This is a genomic window from Arenibacter algicola (genome assembly GCF_000733925.1).
GTDB lineage: Bacteria > Bacteroidota > Bacteroidia > Flavobacteriales > Flavobacteriaceae > Arenibacter > Arenibacter algicola.
The window spans coordinates 2949559-2967142 of the sequence record NZ_JPOO01000003.1; the positions used below are offsets into that span (position 1 = coordinate 2949559).

Below are 17584 nucleotides of genomic sequence, written 5' to 3' on the forward strand. Positions count from 1 at the left end.
AATATTATCGATTTAGGGAGTTTGAATCAAAAGTTTGATGGATAGCGTCAATCAGTGATCCTCCTTTCCTTTAATTTTGAGTTTTACGCCTTATAAGAATATTTCAGAACACGGAATTTCAATTATGTAGGTTTTCCTCAATTTGAAAAATAGAAGTATAGGAAATTCATATGGGGCTCCCAAATTTATTATTAATAACAATATAAAAATAAAATTATGACAAACGATAGTGGGAATACTTTATTAGCTTTATTAACAGGTGCAGCCATAGGTGCAGGAATAGGAATTTTGTATGCACCTGATAAAGGGACCAAAACTAGAAAAAGGATTAAGAAAAAGGCCATGGAGACAACAGATGACCTAACTAGTAGAATATCCCATGCAAAAGAAGAGCTTACCAAAACGGCAGAGGCCAAGAAAATAGATTTTGAGCAGAAGTTGGAAGAGACTATTTCCAATATGAGCTACAAGGCAGACGACATTATAATAGCACTGGAAAAGAAGTTGGCCGATCTTAAGAATAAGAATGCACAACTGCAAAAATAAGAGACGACTATATGGCCTTAGAGGAAATTAAGGAAAATCTTTCTGAAGTTGATGGGGATATCCGATCCTATTTGGAAAATACCGGGGAGTATTACAAACTTCAGGGGTTTAAAATTGGAATGCGGAGTATGACCTCTTTTGCCAAGATGTTGATGTTGGGAAGTATTGCCTTACTTGCCTTGTTTATGTTGTCTTGTGCGGCTGCATTCGGCATTGGAGTTTGGTTGGAAAATACTTTTTTAGGGTTTTTGTTCGTGGGTCTGTTTTATGGTTTAATTGGAATCATATTTTATTTATACAGAGATATGTTGGACAAGCCTATGCTAAAGAAATTTTCTGAATATTATTTTGATTGATGAGTTATGGCAAAACAGGTTTTCACTTCTTTTGATGAAATAGATCAAAGGTTGACTATTTTAAAATTACAGAGAGAAATTGACAAAGAGCAGTTACGACTGCACCTCAATAGGACAAAGGCTAATTTTTATCCTACAAATTTGTTGGGGGGCGTTAGTGGAATAGCCCAGAAATTGATTATTTCCTTTGTTGCAAAGAAAATATTGAAAAGATTTAGCTAGTTCCCTTTTTTAGGCTAATAAAAAACCTTTTACGACTTGTTTTCTACAAATTGTAAAAGGTTTTTGATTTAAAAGGTCAATTGGACTACTTGGGGTCTTTCTTTTTGTTTTGCGTTTTCATAGATTCCCCTATCATATTACTGGCTGTAAAGGAGGCTACCATATTGTTTAACATATCACTCCCGGCTTGTGGCGAATTGGGCAACAGAATTAAATTTGTGTTTGTAGCTTCCCCAATAGATTGTAGTGTATCATAATGTTGTGTAACCACAATTAGTGCAGAGGCTTCTTGGGAGTTTATGCCCACTTTGTTCAATACTTCTACAGATTCCTCCAATCCACGTGCAATTTCCCTACGTTGATCTGCAATACCTTGTCCTTGCAATCTTTTGCTTTCAGCTTCGGCCTTTGCCTTTTCAACTATTAGAATACGCGCTGCATCACCTTCAAACTGGGCCGCAATTTTTTCCCTTTCAGAGGCATTAATGCGGTTCATGGCTTCTTTTACCTGAGCATCAGGGTCAATATCCGTTACCAAGGTCTTTATAATATCATAACCATAATCCAACATGGCATCTTGAAGCTCTGTTTTTACAGCAATGGCGATATCGTCCTTTTTTACGAAAACGTCATCCAGCTTCATTTTGGGAACTTCCGCACGGACAACATCGAAAACGTAGGAGGTTATTTGATCATGTGGATATTCCAATTGATAAAAGGCTTCATATACTTTGTTCTTAAGAACAACATATTGGACGGATATTTTAAGTTTTACAAATACATCGTCCAAAGTTTTGGTCTCAACAATCACATCCAATTGTTGAATTTTAAGCCCAACGCGGGCTACAATGCGGTCTACCAGCGGAATTTTCATGCCTAAACCGGAAGTTCTCACGCTATTGAATTTACCAAAGCGCTCGATGATAACAGCTGTTTGTTGTTTTACCGTAAAGAAGGAAGAAAATAGAATAACAAAACCGATAAGTAATAACGGTATCAGTAAAAATGAACCCATGATTTAGTGTTTAAAATTAGCTAATGAATTTACAAAAGACTTTGTTGATATGTTGCAATTTTGGCAAATATGTTACAAAGCTTTTGTAATACTATTAAAATAGTACTCATCTAAATGACTAATGCATATTCATATTGGGCAGATTACTATATCGTTTATTTTAAAGCACTGTGATGGCCGTTTTAATTCTATTGATACTATCTGTTTTGCCTATAAGTGCCATTATATCAAAAATATGAGGTCCTTTCATCTCACCAACTATGACCAATCTTAGAGGGGGCATTACTTTTCCGAAAGATAGCTCATTTTCTGAGATCCATTGTTTTACTTGAGATTCAAGATTTTCCGATCCAAAGTCTTCTGTTCCTTCTAATAGGGATATCAATTGGGTCATAATGGCAGCAGTGTCTTCTTTCCACTGTTTTTTAACGGCCTTTTCATCATATTCACTTGGAGCCAAAAAGAAGTAACTTCCCAATTCCCAAAAATCCTTGACAAAAGTAGCACGTTCCTTGATCAAGGAAACCACTTGCTTTATGTAATCGCCATTATTCTTGTCCTTTGGCAAATCCAATTCCTTGTTTTTAAGGCTTAGCATAAATGCATTGGCTAGATCGGTATTGTCATAGGTTTGCATATAATGCTGATTGTACCATTTGGTTTTGTCTGGGTCAAAACGTGCTCCAGATTTGTTTACCCTTTCCAAACTGAAAGCGGAAATAAGTTCCTCTAGGGTAAAAATCTCCTGTTCGGTGCCAGGATTCCAGCCCAATAAGGCCAAAAAGTTGGTAACAGCTTCCGGAAAGTACCCTTCCTCTCTATAGCCAATGGAATCGTTCCATGAAAGGGGAAATACGGGGAAACCCATTTTCTCCCCATCCCTTTTGCTAAGTTTACCTTTGCCCACAGGTTTCATTATTAGGGGTAGATGGGCAAATTTTGGTGCTTCCCATCCGAAGGCATCATATAGTTGTTTATGGAGGGCCAAAGAGGGTAACCATTCCTCTCCGCGGATAACATGGGTAATTTCCATTAAATGATCGTCAACAATATTGGCCAAATGATATGTGGGCATGCCATCGCTCTTAAACAGTACCTTATCGTCCAAGGTATTGGTGTCTATTTTAATATCGCCCCTTATAATATCGTTTAGATGTAGTTCGGTATCCTGAGGTGTTTTAAAACGTATTACAAATTCTTCTCCAGCTTTGAGTTTAGCATTTGTTTCTTCTGTGCTTAGGGACAAGGAGTTGGAAAGTTTTAACCTGTTGTGATAGTTGTATATGAAGGTTTTACCTTTTTCTTTATGGTCTTTTCTGTGAAAATCCAAATTTTCACTGGTATCGAAGGCGTAATAGGCGTGGCCTTTATCAATAAGTATATCCGCGTATTTTTTATATAGTTCTTTCCTATCACTTTGTCTGTAGGGACCATAGCCGCCATCTTTTCCTGGGCCTTCGTCGTAGGGTATATTACACCAATTTAGGGAGTTTATTATGTATTGTTCGGCCCCCTGAACATATCTAGTTTGGTCTGTGTCTTCTATTCTTAGAATAAAGTCGCCCTTATGCTTTTTGGCGAAAAGATAATTGAATAAAGCGGTTCTTACACCGCCTATATGTAGAGGTCCTGTTGGACTGGGAGCAAAGCGAACTCTTACTTTCTTGGTCATGAAGTATTATTTTTGCGCAAAGATACATAAAGCGTTCTATTTTGGGATTCGGTTTTGGGGCCTTTGGGACTAGGTTGCTTTTTTGTACCTTGGTTATAAAATGATCTATTTTGGATAATTATAGTAATATTTTAGAAAAGCTTAATGCCTTTATTGCAAAGTTCTATACCAAGATGTTGCTTAAGGGTGTGCTTCTTTTTATAGCCTTTGGGTTGCTTTTCTTTTTGTTGGTTTTAGGTATAGAATATTTTTTGTGGTTAAATTCTGTTGGACGTTTGCTACTGTTAGTACTATTTGTTGGAGTGGAGTTCTACCTAGTTTGGAAGTTTATTATTACGCCTTTATCGTTTTTATTAAAATGGAAGAGAGGTTTGAGCAATAAGGAGGCATCCTTGTTAATTGGAGAGCATTTTCCGGAGGTAGAGGATAAGCTTTTTAACCTTTTAGATCTGGCTGAAAGTAGTGAGAAGTCAGAATTGCTTTTGGCGAGTATTCAACAGCGATCTATGGACTTGAGTGTTGTTCCTTTTGTAAAGGCTGTGGATCTTAAGGAGAATATGGGATATGCCAGGTATTTGCTCCTTCCTCTGTTAGTTTTTGGGTTAATTTGGATCTCGGGTGATATAGCTTCCTATTTCGGTTCTTATAAAAGAGTGGTGAATTACGACTTGGCTTACGAGCCGCCGGCACCTTTTGCCTTTAAATTGCTTACTTCTGATCTGGATGTATTGGAGGGCGAGTCCTTGACCGTTTCTGTGACTACCGAGGGACGTGTAAAACCTGAGAATGTTTCTATAGTTTTAGATGGGGAAGAGTTTCTTTTGCCATCTAATGAGGGATTTTACCAGTACAAGTTTAATTCGCCTTTGGAGGGTACTTCTTTCTATTTTGTTTCAAATGGCTTTAGGTCCAAGGAGTTTTTTTTAAAGGTAATTGCTGTTCCCAGTATAGTTGATTTTGATTTGATTTTGGATTATCCGGATTATACCGGAAAGCGGGATGATATAATAAAAAGTACTGGTAATGCGGTTTTTCCCGAAGGTACATTTGTTTCGTGGAGGATGAAGACCAGGACTACCGAGGAGGTGCTTTTTAGGGTGGGGGATAGTATTGAAAATTTTAAAAGGTCAGGAGATGCTTTTAGTTTGGACAAGCGTGTCTTTTCCGATTTGGATTACGAATTGTCTATTTCTAATGCTAACGTAGATAATTATGAGAGTTTGGGATATCGCTTTACGGTTGTTAGGGATGCCTATCCCAGTTTGCGGGTAGATCAGGTGCTGGATTCCTTAAACCCTAATGTGTCTTATTATGTGGGGGAGGCAACGGATGATTACCAGTTAAGTGCTGTTAGGTTTATTTATTATAAGAAAGGGCAAGAGAAGAAGAATGTTTTGGTTCTGTCCAAACCAAATGTTAATTATAACAAGTTTTATTACACCTTTCCATCGGGTTTGGATTTGGAAGAAGGCGAGGCGTATGATTACTATTTTGAAGTGGTGGATAATGACGCTATTCACAAGGGCAAGGTTACTAAGAGTCAGGTGTTTAGCTCGGCATTTATGAACGCTAACCAGCTGAAAGAGAAGGGGTTGGAGTTTCAAAAATCTGTTCTTAAGAATTTGGATAGATCTTTGGAAATGTCTAAGGAACAACAGGAGAGCTTAAAGGAAATTAATAGGCAGGAAAAGGAAAACAGTATACTTAGTTTTTCTGATCAGAATAGAATTAAGGATTTTTTAAAGAAGCAAGAGTTGCAGGAGGACTTAATGAAGAAGTTTAGTGGGCAATTGAAAGATAATCTTAAGAAGACCGAAGAGGATAATAAATTAAAAAAACTGTTGGAGGAGAGGTTGGAAAGGATGGAATTAGAGGCGAAGAAGAATGATAAGCTCTTGGAGGAGCTGAGTAAATTGACAGATAAATTGGATAAGGATGAATTGGCTAAACGCTTGGAGGAGCTTGGAAAGAAGCAGAGGAATGCGGATCGTAACCTAGAACAGTTGTTGGAACTTACTAAGAGATATTATGTTCAGCAAAAGGCTGAGCAATTGGGGGTCGATTTGGATAAATTGTCCAAGGAGCAGAAGGATATGGCTGAGAAGAAGTTGGGTTCGGAATTGGAGCAAAAGGAACAGGATTCCATAAAGGCTAAATTCGAGGAGATTAGTAAAGAGGTTGAAGAATTGATTAAGGATGTTGCGAGTTTAAAGAAACCTATGGAATTGAAGGTTGATATGGGTAAGGTTGAGGAAGTAAAGAAGGATCAAGAGGATGTAATGGAAGAACTTTCCAAGCAACCTTATGGTGATAAATCTTCTTCTGAAAAGGCTAAGTCTAAACAAAAATCGGCGGCCAAGAAGATGAAAGAACTATCACAGGATTTATTGTCCGCTTCTTCGGGCGGTGGAGGTGGTTCTACTACCGCCGAGGACGCTGAAATGTTAAGGCAATTGTTGGACAATTTGATTACTTTTTCGTTTAAGCAGGAAGGTTTGTATAGGAGCTTGGGGGAATCGGAAATGTCCGGTAAGGTAAATACGCTTAGTATTAAAAGGCAGCAGGAATTGAGGGAATTGTTTAAACACGTTGATGATAGTTTGTTCGCCTTATCCTTAAGACAGGCCGAACTTTCCGAATTTGTAAACGAACAAATTACTGAGGTGTATTATAATTTGGATAAGGCCTTGGAGAGTATGGCAGAGAGTGAAATGTATCAAGGTGCGTCTTATCAAAAATATGTTTTGAATGCTTCCAATAGTCTCAGTGATTTTTTGGCGAATGTCTTGGAAAATTTGCAACAGAGTATGAGTGCCAGTTCGGGTAAAGGGAAGGGAAAGGGTTTTCAATTGCCGGATATCATTATGGGGCAGGAAAAGTTGGGTGAGAAAATGGGTGAAATGGGTAAAAAGGGTTCAGAAGGAAAGAGTTCTGGTGAAGGAAAAAAGGGTAGTGGACAGGGAGGTGAGTCCGGAGAGAAAGGTAGCGAAGGTGGGGATGGGAATGGTCAGGAAGGTGAGAATGGAGAGAAAGGTAGTGAGGGCAAAGGTAAAGGTACTAAAGATGGTGAAGGCTCCAATAGTGGTGGAGGTGGAAAAGGAAGTGAGATGGGTTCTGGAGGTAGTGGGAATGGACCTAACGAAGAGGAGCTTAATGAGATTTATGAAATTTATAAGGAGCAGCAGTTGTTGCGTGAGCAATTGGAAGAGCAATTAAAGAATCTTATAAACAATGATGACCGTGAGTTGGGTGAGAAATTGGTACAGCAGATGGAGGATTTCCAGAACGATTTATTGAGAAATGGGGTTACCCAGCAAACTATGAGTAAAATGAATAACATTAACAGGGAAATGTTAAAGTTGGATAATGCTGCTTTGAAACAGGGAAAGACCAAGGAAAGGGAGAGCAATAGTAGTAATGATTTGTTTCAGAACCCGATTCTTACTAGGCCTTCAATATTAGATAATTATCGTAATGATTTGGAGATTTTAAATAGACAAGCATTACCTTTGCAGCAAAATTTTCAGATTAGGGTTAAGGATTATTTTAAAATTGATGATTGATTTTCACTACGAGACGGATTTTGGTATTGACAATGAATCCAAGTTTGCCGATTGGGTTAGTAGGATAGTGCTTTCTGAGGATAAGGCTTATTCGCAATTGGATTTTATTTTTTGTGATGATGAGTATCTTCTGAAGATCAATCAGGACTATCTTGATCATGACACTTATACGGATATTATTACTTTTCCTTATGAAGATATGAATGGAATAGCGGGTGATATCTTTATATCTGTTGATCGTGTCAAGGAGAATGCGTCTGATTTTGGTGTTGAGTTTGATCTGGAATTGAAGAGAGTTATGGCTCATGGGGTACTTCACCTTTTGGGGTTTGGCGACAAGAGTGAAGAGGAGGCCTCGCAAATGAGGTTAAAGGAAGATGAAAAAATTAAATTGTTCCACGTGGAACATTGAAAGTTATGTTTGAAAAGGAATACGATGTTATAGTGGTTGGTGCGGGTCATGCTGGAGCTGAAGCTGCTGCTGCTGCGGCTAATTTGGGCTCTAGGACCTTGTTGGTTACCATGAACTTGCAGACTATAGGGCAAATGTCCTGTAATCCGGCTATGGGAGGAATTGCTAAGGGTCAGATTGTTCGTGAGATTGACGCTCTTGGTGGATATAGTGGTATTGTTAGTGACAAGAGCGCTATACAATTTAAAATGCTTAATAAAAGCAAGGGTCCGGCTATGTGGAGTCCCAGAACACAAAATGATAGGATGCGCTTTGCTGAGGAATGGCGTATGGCTCTGGAGAATACTCCCAATGTGGATTTTTATCAGGAAATGGTGTCTGGTCTTTTAGTGGAAAATGGCAGAGCTGTGGGGGTGAAGACTTCTCTTGGTTTGGATATCAGATCTAGGTCCGTTGTTCTTACCAACGGAACTTTTCTTAATGGTTTAATCCATATTGGTGACAAGCAGTTTGGTGGAGGAAGAGCTGGTGAAAAGGCGGCTACTGGTATTACCGAACAATTGGTGAGTTTGGGTTTTGAGAGCGGTAGAATGAAGACTGGTACTCCACCTAGAGTGGATGGTCGTTCCTTGGATTATTCTGTTATGATTCCCCAACCAGGGGATGAAATACCTGAGAAATTTTCTTACTCCAATACCAAGGCCTTGACCCATCAGCGGGATTGTTATATGACCCATACGAGTCTTTTGGTTCACGATTTGTTAAGGGAGGGTTTTGATCGTTCTCCTATGTTCAATGGTAGAATTAAGAGTTTGGGCCCTAGATATTGTCCCTCTATTGAGGATAAGATCAATCGGTTTGCAGATAAGGATAGCCATCAGTTATTTGTTGAACCGGAGGGCTGGAATACGGTGGAGGTTTATGTTAATGGATTCTCAACTTCCCTACCTGAGGATGTTCAGTATAAGGCTTTAAAATCTGTAAAAGGGTTTGGGAATGTTAAGTTTTTTAGGCCGGGTTATGCCATCGAGTATGACTACTTTCCACCCACACAGTTAAAGCATACCTTAGAGACCAAGCTTATTGAAAATCTTTATTTTGCTGGTCAGATTAATGGAACTACAGGTTATGAAGAGGCCGCATCCCAAGGTCTTATGGCTGGTATAAATGCTCATTTGAAAATTAATGAAAGGGAGGCATTTATACTTAATAGGGATGAGGCATATATTGGAGTTTTGGTGGATGATCTTATAACGAAGGGCACAGAGGAGCCATATAGGATGTTTACTTCCAGGGCTGAATATAGGACCCTTTTGCGACAGGATAATGCCGATTTAAGACTCACTCCAAGGAGTTATGAAATGGGACTGGCTAAGAAGGATAGGCTTGAAAAGATGGAGGAGAAGGAGCGAAAATCTAATGCTTTTGTGGACTTCTTTAGGGAGACTAGTTTTAAACCGGAAGAGATAAACCCTATTTTAGAAGGATTGGATTCATCCACGGTTAAACAGCCTGATAAGATGTTTAAAGTGTTTTCAAGGCCGAAAGTTACTATGGATCATATGTTGCAATTGGAAGGGGTTTCAGAGTTCGTTTCTGATAATAATTTGGATAGGGAGGTGCTGGAACAGGCAGAAATTCAGGTTAAATATTCAGGATATATTGCCAAGGAAAAGAACAACGCGGATAAGCTCCAACGATTAGAGAATATTAAAATCCCTAAGGATTTTGATTATAGTAAGCTTAAATCCCTTTCTTATGAAGCACGGGAAAAGCTTAAGGCAATACAGCCTGTGACTATTTCCCAAGCATCTAGAATTAGCGGTGTTTCTCCTAGCGATATTAGCGTTTTACTGGTCTATATGGGCCGATAATTTGCCAAGGGAATTGAATGTTCCACGTGGAACATTTCTATTGTTAAAGTCGTTTTTAAGGCTGATAAAACGTTTAAAAATATAATTTTTTAGAAGGGTGTTTGCGTACTAAAATTGGCAAACATTTTTTTTTATGGCAGTCGTTTTTGTTTAGGCATTGTTTTGGAAGAGCATAAAATTTGGATTAAATAATTCAATTTTTGTGCCCAGAAATCCTAAGTGAAATTATGTAATTCCCTAGCATGTCTAATTTAAAATTGTAGAACATAAATGGACAGAGGAATTAGGATTTCCAATTAGGTGGAAATTATGGTTTATTATTTTCGATAATTAGTAATTTATTTCAGGATTGGTTTAGTTAGAATTCAATCTAGATGGATTAAGTAATATTTTGTTTCTTTCACAAATGTAATTGTCCATGGTGCCATAATTGTTTTTTAATTCTTTGGATTTGTTCTTTATCTGGTCTTTGTGATTTCAATTTATGATTTAGTCCAATAATTGGTGCTACTTATTAAATTCTTTTAGCTAGGCTGGGGTTGCAGTATAAAGTAAACTACCTTGGGAACCCACGACGCATTGAAAGGAAATTCAAGTTGAATTTCTCGGCCCGCCTGAATGGAACGGGCGGGCAGGTTTAAATCTCGGTTCTCGAGTAGAATCTTCCTGTGATTTCACTTTCATGTACTACTGTTTTGAAGTATCTTCGTTGCTTCTAAAAACAAATATTATTCACCCATCGTAACCATGAAAGTTTATTTGGAAACCAAAGATTATACCCTCACAGGAGAGTCGTTTAAATTACTGCACGATCCTGTCCTGGACATGTTGGTTACTGAACCGCAACCGGAAAATCTCGCGACATATTATGAGAGCGAAGATTACATTTCCCATACAGATGCCAAGAAGTCTTTGGTAGATAAGATTTATCATACCGTAAAAGGATATAATCTAAAAAGTAAGTTGTCTCTGATTGATTCTTATGCTGCTTCAAATAAAAGACTTTTGGATGTTGGGGCCGGTACTGGAGATTTTTTGGCTGTAGCTAAGAAATATGGCTGGGAAGTTGCCGGAGTGGAACCCAATGAATTGGCTAGGCTTAAGTCAAGTGAAAAAGGGGTGGTACTTTTGCAGAATTTAGACGCTATTCCAACCAGTGATAAATATGAGGTCATTACACTCTGGCACGTTTTGGAGCATTTGCCCGATCTTGAATCCCAAATTGCAAAATTGGTCGGACTCCTAACTGATAATGGAACCCTAGTTGTGGCTGTTCCTAATTTTAAATCCTTCGACGCAAAGTACTATAAAGAATTTTGGGCGGCTTTTGATGTACCTAGACATCTTTGGCATTTTTCCAAAAGGAGTGTGCAGAGCATCTTTGCAAAACATGGAATGAAATTGGTGCGGACGAAGCCCATGTTTTTTGATGCTTTCTATGTTGCGCTGCTGTCGGAAAAATATAAGAACGGTAAACAGAATTATATTAGGGCATTTTGGATTGGGCTTATGTCTAATATACGGGCTTTGGTTTCTAAGGAGTATTCTTCGTTGATTTATATATTGAAGAAGGCTTAATAGCTATTTTAAGAGGCTTTAAGGGGGTTTTATCGAGTGAAACGACTAACGGCATTAAGCGCACCGGAAGGGCTTTAAATGGCCACCCTAAGACCCTGTACAAAATAAATTGTATTGATTGTGTTGTGTTTTTCAATCAATTTTATCTATCGATGTGGTTTGTGCTAGTTTCAATTGCTCAAATGGGTATAAAGGGAGGTATTGGATCTGTAGGAGCCGGCTATTAGGAATAATTATAATTTTTCTCTTATTATAAAAAAGCTTTTCTATTTTTGCCCAAATTTAAACTAAAGAGAAAATGAAAAAATTAGTTTTGGCGTTGGTATTAATAGGAGCAATATCTTGCCAACAAGAAAAAATAGCTTTTGTAGATAATGTGAAGTTAATGGATACTTATCAGGAGAAGGTGGATATTGAGGCTAAGTTCAAAACAAGAACTGAAACTTTTGGTAAAAAGAGGGATAGTATATCCCAAGCTTTTCAAATGGAAGCCCAAGCTTTCCAAGCCAAGGCACAAAAAATGGCCCAGGCTAAGGCACAAGAGGAGTATGGTCAGTTACAGCAGCGTAGTCAGTTTATAGGACAACAGTTGCAACAAGAAGAACAGCAATTACAGATGCAGGGCCAAACAGAGATGGATAGTCTCGTATCTAAGGTTAAAAGGGAAATTAAAGCATATGGGGAATCAAACGGCTATTCCTTTATATTAACCGGTGGAGATGGGGGTAGTGTTCTTTACGGGAAAGAGGCACATAACGTAACCGATGCCATCGTTAAAATTCTAAACGATAATTATAAGAAGTAGTATTTTATAAAAAGCTCTTTAAATAGGGCGCATTTATAAAACCTCCGAAGTGATCTTCGGAGGTTTTATATTTTGATATAAAACCATTCTCAATCGTCTTTTCTTCCTATCCTATAGACCTACTTTTTATTAATCCCATACCGTGTAGAGGATGAATACATTTGTGTAAGAAACGTGAGTTCGACATAAAATATTATCAATACATTGATTTAATGTAAGTTATAATAAATGCTACGGTCCCCTCGAGCGGAGTCGAGAGGTTATTTTACTGTAATGTATTTACAATGAGGTCTCGACTCCGCTCGACCAGACAGATGTCATATAAACAATTGATTTTAAATAAAATACATATCGAACTCACGTTAAGATGTAAACATTATGGGTGAATTTTCCAGAGGTTCTTTATTCGGTTTTGGGCAGCGACTCTAAAATTTTCCACACTTTATGGTCTGCCAAATTATAAAAATGAATATTCATTTAGCTTTTAGAATCTGCACCAAAACTGCTGAAAAGATTGAGTTTTATTTTTGGTTTTTCTTTAGAAATTTAAAAGTTGACTCCCTTGGAATTCCTTTGTTTTATGATCACTTCATGGTAGGGCACCGTGCTAATTAATGAACTTCGGATATAAGCTGAGGAGTCAAAGGAAATGCTTTGATCTGGCATTCTTCCTATTTTTGTTCCAATAATTCCACCAACTGAGTAGTCGGGCTCCAAGCATTTAAAAGTTCCTGGGAGACCATTTATGGGGCTTAGTCGATATATAGGGGCACTTTATCTATATATTTCAATTGGAAAGTACTTTATTCCGGATAAAAAACCGACTTATTAGTTTAATTTTGAATAAAAGGTAGATTCAATTGCATACTTGCCGTAATGAAATTGAATCAAAAGCGACTATACATAGGTGTAGGTTTTTAGCCAAGGATTATGCAACTGTAGTATCAATGCTGGAACATTATAAAATAGATAGTACCGCAATTCTGATATTTGCCAATTCCTCTAAGGAGGAATTGAAATATAAGACTATACCCAAGGGCAGTATTTTGTTTGATGGGTTAACAGAAAATGCCTTGAACACAGCAAGGAAAACGGGTCTTCCTTATTTTCTAATATCGGAAAAAGAACAAAAGGGAAGTTCCTTTGGAGAAAGGTTTGTTAATGCCATTGGTTCCATTTTTGCTATGGGCTTTGATAATGTAATTACTATTGGCAATGATACACCCCAATTAAAAGTCTCCGATCTTGCCAGAACTTCGGAACTAATAGGTGCACGGAAATTTGTCTTGGGTCCTTCCAAGGATGGTGGATTTTATTTAATGGGACTTCATAAATCCCATTTTGATACCAAGGCTTTTAGGCAATTGCCTTGGAGAACAAATACACTTACCAATAAAATAACGGGTTTAATTGAAGGCTACAACGTAGATGTAATTCAACTTCGAGTCTTGTTGGACTTGGATACCACCGCAGATTTAAAGAGGATCCTAAAAGGATTAAAATTTAGTACAGGGAAGATCTATCAAATAATCCTTTCCTTAGTTATACCTATCGTAAAAATTAATGTTCAGGGATCCATTCTGCAAAGTTTTCATTTTAATAGTACTTATTTTAACAAAGGCTCCCCTGTCCACTTCATCAACTAGTACTGGTTAAGGAAATCTATTTCCAATATACTCTTCACCCATATCCTGGTAAACTTTAGTAAGCGGACAAAAGCCCGGTATAGGGTTTTGCTGCCCTAGTTTAGGTTTCACTTTAATGTTGGGTGAATAAAATAAATTATTAATAGTGGAAGCCAAAAACAACTTAGGGTTTCCATAATAACTATATAAAATATATATCATGGCAGATTCTTATTATGACCCGGCAGATTTACGGAAGTTTGGAAAAATTACGGAATGGAGCGAAGAACTGGGAAACAAGTTTTTTGATTACTATGGAAAGGTATTTGAGGAAGGAGCCCTTAGTGCGAGGGAAAAATCCCTAATCGCCTTGGCGGTGGCCCATGTGGTCAAATGCCCCTATTGCATTGATGCCTACACCAAAGACGGTTTGCAAAAAGGAATAACCAAGGAAGAGATGATGGAGGCGGTACATGCAGCTGCGGCTATTGAAAGCGGTGCTACCTTAGTACATGGAGTTCAAATGATGAACAAGTACAATAAGCTATCCATGTAAAATATATGGCACTGCGAATAATTTTTGAACAATGTTATAGCGAAAATTTTGCTGGCTTATGGGTTGAAATACCGGGAGCTTTGTTATTATTTAAGGCTATTACATGCTAAATATCGAATACACAGTAGAATGGCAACAAAATCTTTAAAAGCAAGGCATAATCCCCTTGTCACAGATAATAAACAATTGGAAATTCTAGAAGGCGGTATTTTCGAAAATAGGGAATTACCCTATTTTAAGGATAAAATCGCCCAAATAGGACGGTTTCCATTGCGCCCCAAAAAATTGGAAATCCTACAGATCAATGTTGGTTATATGTGCAATCAGGTTTGCGAACACTGCCATGTGGATGCAGGTCCGGATAGAAAAGAAATAATGACCCGGGAAACCATGGAGCAATGTTTGGAGGTTATACGCAATACCGGTGCCCATACCTTGGATCTAACAGGAGGTGCCCCTGAGATGAACCCTAATTTTAGATGGTTTGTGGAAGAGGCTGCCAAGGCTGGAGTACAGGATTTCATAGTACGTTCCAACCTAACTATTATTAGAGCCAATAAAAAATATCACGATCTTCCGGAGTTTTTTAAAAAGCACAATATCCATGTTATTTCCTCAATGCCGCATTATACCCGTGGCAAAACGGACAAACAGCGGGGGGAAGGAGTGTTCAACAAGTCGATCAAAGCACTTCAGGAATTGAATGCAGTGGGATATGGTATGCCGGATAGTTCGTTGAGATTGGATCTGGTCTATAATCCCTCTGGCGCTTTTTTACCTGGTGACCAGTCGGCGCTGGAGCGCGACTTTAAGAAGGCGCTAATAGAGGATTTTGAAATTCAATTCCATAATCTCTTTGCCATAACAAATCTACCAATTGCACGTTTTTTGGATTATTTGATGGCTTCAGGGAACTATGAAGATTATATGTATTCCCTAGTAGAGGCGTATAACCCGTCTGCTGTGGAAAATGTTATGTGTACCAATACCATTTCGGTGAGTTGGGATGGATGGTTGTATGATTGCGACTTTAATCAGATGTTGGGCCTGAAAGTGGCCAGCAAAATCAAACACATAAAGGACTATAACGAAGAGGCTCTTACAGATAGGAACATTATAGTTTCACAACACTGTTTTGGTTGTACGGCAGGAGCGGGGAGTAGTTGTCAGGGGTCCGTTACCTAAAATCGCTATTTAATATTATGCCAAAGAGGTTCCTTGCAAATCGCTGGCGAAAGGACCAATTGGTTTGTTGAGGTTAAAAAAATTGCTTAACTAAAGTTTTTTAGTGCCTTTTATCGATTTAAACTTAATTTTAGCACTTTTTTTTAAATAAAAGGCCATAATTGGAGTTAGGGTAACAGACTTAAAGGTCTGTTTACCGAAAACCAAATCTTATGGATAAACAATTGAAACGCATGGCTACCATGCAACGTATACAAACTACTGGCTTGGAGGTTTTTTACCAAAAGGGCTATTTTAATACAAGTATAGACGACATTTTAAAGGAACTCTCCCTATCCAAAGGGGCCTTTTATTACCATTTTCAATCCAAGGAGGAGTATTTTATAAGTATTGTCCAGAACCTGCTTTTTAGAAGGGTGTACAGTAGTTTAATTGAACCTATTGAAGGCCAAGAAGATCCCTTGAACAAGATTGTTGCCTGTTTTGATGATGCCTTGGAAACTGCAGAGCACAACTTTCTGGATTACGGATTCGTTTTGAGCAACTTCATTACTGAATTTAACGGGAAGAACCCCGACATAATGAACTACCTACAGGATATTTTGAAGGTATGGGAAGTTAATTTGGTAACGGCCCTTCAAAAAGGAAAAACGGATGGATATGTAGACAGGCATGTAGATAGTGAAGCTGTGGCTACCTACCTCATTTCGTCCTATATCGGGATTCGGACTTTAATGGTTGAAGGTAACAGTAAGATGTTGCGATATAAGTATATTCAACAACTTCGTCAATACTTTAAATTAATAGAGTACAAAGAGCCGGCATAATTTAATAATTAGATTGAAGTGGGTATCGTTGTCATTTCGACCAGAGGGAGAAATCACACATGTGGCTCAATTCATCTAGGATAGAATTCCCACGTTGCCCAAGGTCTTCGGATTATAAGGCTACTTGTGCGACTTCTTGGAGCTCATGCTGTACTCTGTCGATGTGACTAGGCTAGTCAACCCAGCTGCTTACATTTCACGCTTCGCAAAATCACCCGACTATCTACGGTAATATTTTCTTGTTTAGGATTTCCTCAATTTTTGAAAGAACATTCTCAGGAGCAATGGAGCGCATTGCATTTTCATACCCAGGTGGGTATTTGTTTCCATAGACCGAAGTTGGGATCAATGGAAATTGCTCCCTATCCGCCAATAAGGCATTTCGGGGATCTTGTTTAAACGGATAGAATCCTGCATAGGGATGGGTAACTCCCCACAAAGTTATGGTAGGGATCCCAAATAATGCTGCCAAATGGGCATTGCCACTATCCATGGCCAACATCAGATTTAGCTGGGAGATTAAGGCCAATTCCTCCATGAAGGTCAATTTACCCACCAGATTAGTACTATTGCGGAATTTATCGGCCCATTTATCCAATAGTTCCTTTTCCTTTTCCCCACCACCAAAAAACAGAATTCTGTAATGATCGGTTGCGTTTAATGCAGTAACGACCTTTTCCATCAAATCCAAAGGATACATTTTACCATCAAAGGCTGCAAAAGGAGCAATGCCTATCCATTTTTGCTCTTTGCCCTTAATTAATTCCATTGTGGAAGGAGTTATTGCCCTTTTAGGCAGTGGACCAGCATTTTCCAAATCTATAGGTATTCCCAATTTCCCAAAAACATCCGCATATCGCTGGTGGGTAGTTTTCAAGGGTTCAAAAACCTTATTGATCAGGGAGGTCAATGCCTTCTTCTCTGCCCTGCCCTTATCTACTTGGATAAACGGAATGGATCCCAGCCTAAAATATTGCTTAAGAATGTTGCTGCGCAGCACATTGTGCAAATCGGCAACCATATCTATGTTCAGGCCTTTAAGTTCCTTGTAGAGCTTCCAAAGTCCAAAAACACCTTTGTGTTGGCCCTTTACATCCGCTTCATAAACCCTTACATTGTTAAGTTCAGAAAAAAAGGGGCTAAAAAACGCTCTGGTCAGTACGGTAACTTTAATGTGTGGATGTTGTTCCACCAAGGCCGATATAACAGGAACGGTCATGGCCACATCACCCATGGCCGACAATCGAATTACCAGAATATGTATTCCATTCCCGGTTAAAGAGGCAGGTTTTGCACTGCCATTTCTGGAGGTAACGGGAGTTTTTGGCGCTATTTCCATTTATATGTT

The 17584-nt window shown here is 38.4% G+C and carries 15 protein-coding genes; 12 read left to right on the forward strand and 3 right to left on the reverse strand.

Features of this window, described 5'->3' with window-relative positions:
• Positions 1-216: 216 nt before the first annotated feature.
• From U735_RS0123245 to U735_RS0123255, 3 genes are read left to right on the forward strand one after another with little or no spacing between them, the layout of a single operon-like run.
• Positions 217-546, forward strand: a complete 330-nt coding sequence (locus U735_RS0123245) for a YtxH domain-containing protein (RefSeq protein WP_031446107.1) — start codon at positions 217-219, stop codon at positions 544-546.
• An 11-nt stretch (positions 547-557) separates the two neighbouring features.
• Positions 558-902, forward strand: coding sequence for a phage holin family protein (locus U735_RS0123250; RefSeq protein WP_031446108.1), 345 nt, complete (start codon positions 558-560; stop codon positions 900-902).
• Positions 903-908: 6 nt separating this feature from the next.
• The gene (locus U735_RS0123255) at positions 909-1124 is read left to right on the forward strand and encodes a DUF6327 family protein (RefSeq protein ID WP_031446109.1); all 216 of its coding nucleotides are present in this window, start codon (positions 909-911) and stop codon (positions 1122-1124) included.
• A gap of 85 nt (positions 1125-1209) precedes the next feature.
• Here U735_RS0123255 and U735_RS0123260 read toward each other — a convergent pair whose 3' ends face one another.
• Both U735_RS0123260 and gltX read right to left on the reverse strand, forming a co-directional pair.
• On the reverse strand, positions 1210-2139 hold the full coding sequence (locus U735_RS0123260; RefSeq protein ID WP_031446110.1) for an SPFH domain-containing protein: 930 nt from the start codon (positions 2137-2139) through the stop codon (positions 1210-1212).
• 160 nt (positions 2140-2299) lie between these two features.
• Positions 2300-3811 (reverse strand): glutamate--tRNA ligase, encoded by a 1512-nt coding sequence (gltX, locus tag U735_RS0123265; protein WP_031446111.1) that lies wholly within the window; start codon positions 3809-3811, stop codon positions 2300-2302.
• A 110-nt stretch (positions 3812-3921) separates the two neighbouring features.
• On the opposite strand from gltX, the gene U735_RS0123270 reads away from it, so the two are divergent.
• The 9 genes from U735_RS0123270 (at position 3922) to U735_RS0123320 (ending at position 16236) form a co-directional block, all read left to right on the forward strand.
• On the forward strand, positions 3922-7374 hold the full coding sequence (locus U735_RS0123270; RefSeq protein WP_031446112.1) for a hypothetical protein: 3453 nt from the start codon (positions 3922-3924) through the stop codon (positions 7372-7374).
• Positions 7367-7786: an rRNA maturation RNase YbeY gene (gene ybeY / locus U735_RS0123275; RefSeq protein ID WP_031446113.1), complete on the forward strand. Its 420-nt coding sequence runs from the start codon at positions 7367-7369 to the stop codon at positions 7784-7786. Before U735_RS0123270 ends, ybeY begins: the two co-directional genes overlap by 8 nt.
• A gap of 5 nt (positions 7787-7791) precedes the next feature.
• On the forward strand, positions 7792-9660 hold the full coding sequence (mnmG, locus tag U735_RS0123280) for a tRNA uridine-5-carboxymethylaminomethyl(34) synthesis enzyme MnmG (protein ID WP_031446114.1): 1869 nt from the start codon (positions 7792-7794) through the stop codon (positions 9658-9660).
• Between the two features lie 747 nt (positions 9661-10407).
• The gene (locus U735_RS0123285; RefSeq protein WP_031446115.1) at positions 10408-11238 is read left to right on the forward strand and encodes a class I SAM-dependent methyltransferase; all 831 of its coding nucleotides are present in this window, start codon (positions 10408-10410) and stop codon (positions 11236-11238) included.
• Between the two features lie 298 nt (positions 11239-11536).
• A complete protein-coding gene (locus U735_RS0123290; protein WP_031446116.1) occupies positions 11537-12043 on the forward strand; it encodes an OmpH family outer membrane protein in 507 nt (168 codons plus the stop codon).
• A gap of 947 nt (positions 12044-12990) precedes the next feature.
• Positions 12991-13689 (forward strand): TIGR04282 family arsenosugar biosynthesis glycosyltransferase, encoded by a 699-nt coding sequence (locus U735_RS0123300; RefSeq protein ID WP_031446117.1) that lies wholly within the window; start codon positions 12991-12993, stop codon positions 13687-13689.
• A 199-nt stretch (positions 13690-13888) separates the two neighbouring features.
• Positions 13889-14224 (forward strand): arsenosugar biosynthesis-associated peroxidase-like protein, encoded by a 336-nt coding sequence (locus tag U735_RS0123310; RefSeq protein WP_031446119.1) that lies wholly within the window; start codon positions 13889-13891, stop codon positions 14222-14224.
• 129 nt (positions 14225-14353) lie between these two features.
• On the forward strand, positions 14354-15409 hold the full coding sequence (gene arsS / locus U735_RS0123315; protein WP_031446120.1) for an arsenosugar biosynthesis radical SAM (seleno)protein ArsS: 1056 nt from the start codon (positions 14354-14356) through the stop codon (positions 15407-15409).
• A 212-nt stretch (positions 15410-15621) separates the two neighbouring features.
• Positions 15622-16236, forward strand: coding sequence for a TetR/AcrR family transcriptional regulator (locus tag U735_RS0123320; RefSeq protein WP_031446121.1), 615 nt, complete (start codon positions 15622-15624; stop codon positions 16234-16236).
• Between the two features lie 223 nt (positions 16237-16459).
• Here U735_RS0123320 and U735_RS0123325 read toward each other — a convergent pair whose 3' ends face one another.
• Entirely contained in the window at positions 16460-17470 is a 1011-nt protein-coding gene (locus tag U735_RS0123325; protein ID WP_051892362.1) for a glycosyltransferase family 9 protein, read from the reverse strand.
• Positions 17471-17584 lie beyond the last annotated feature (114 nt).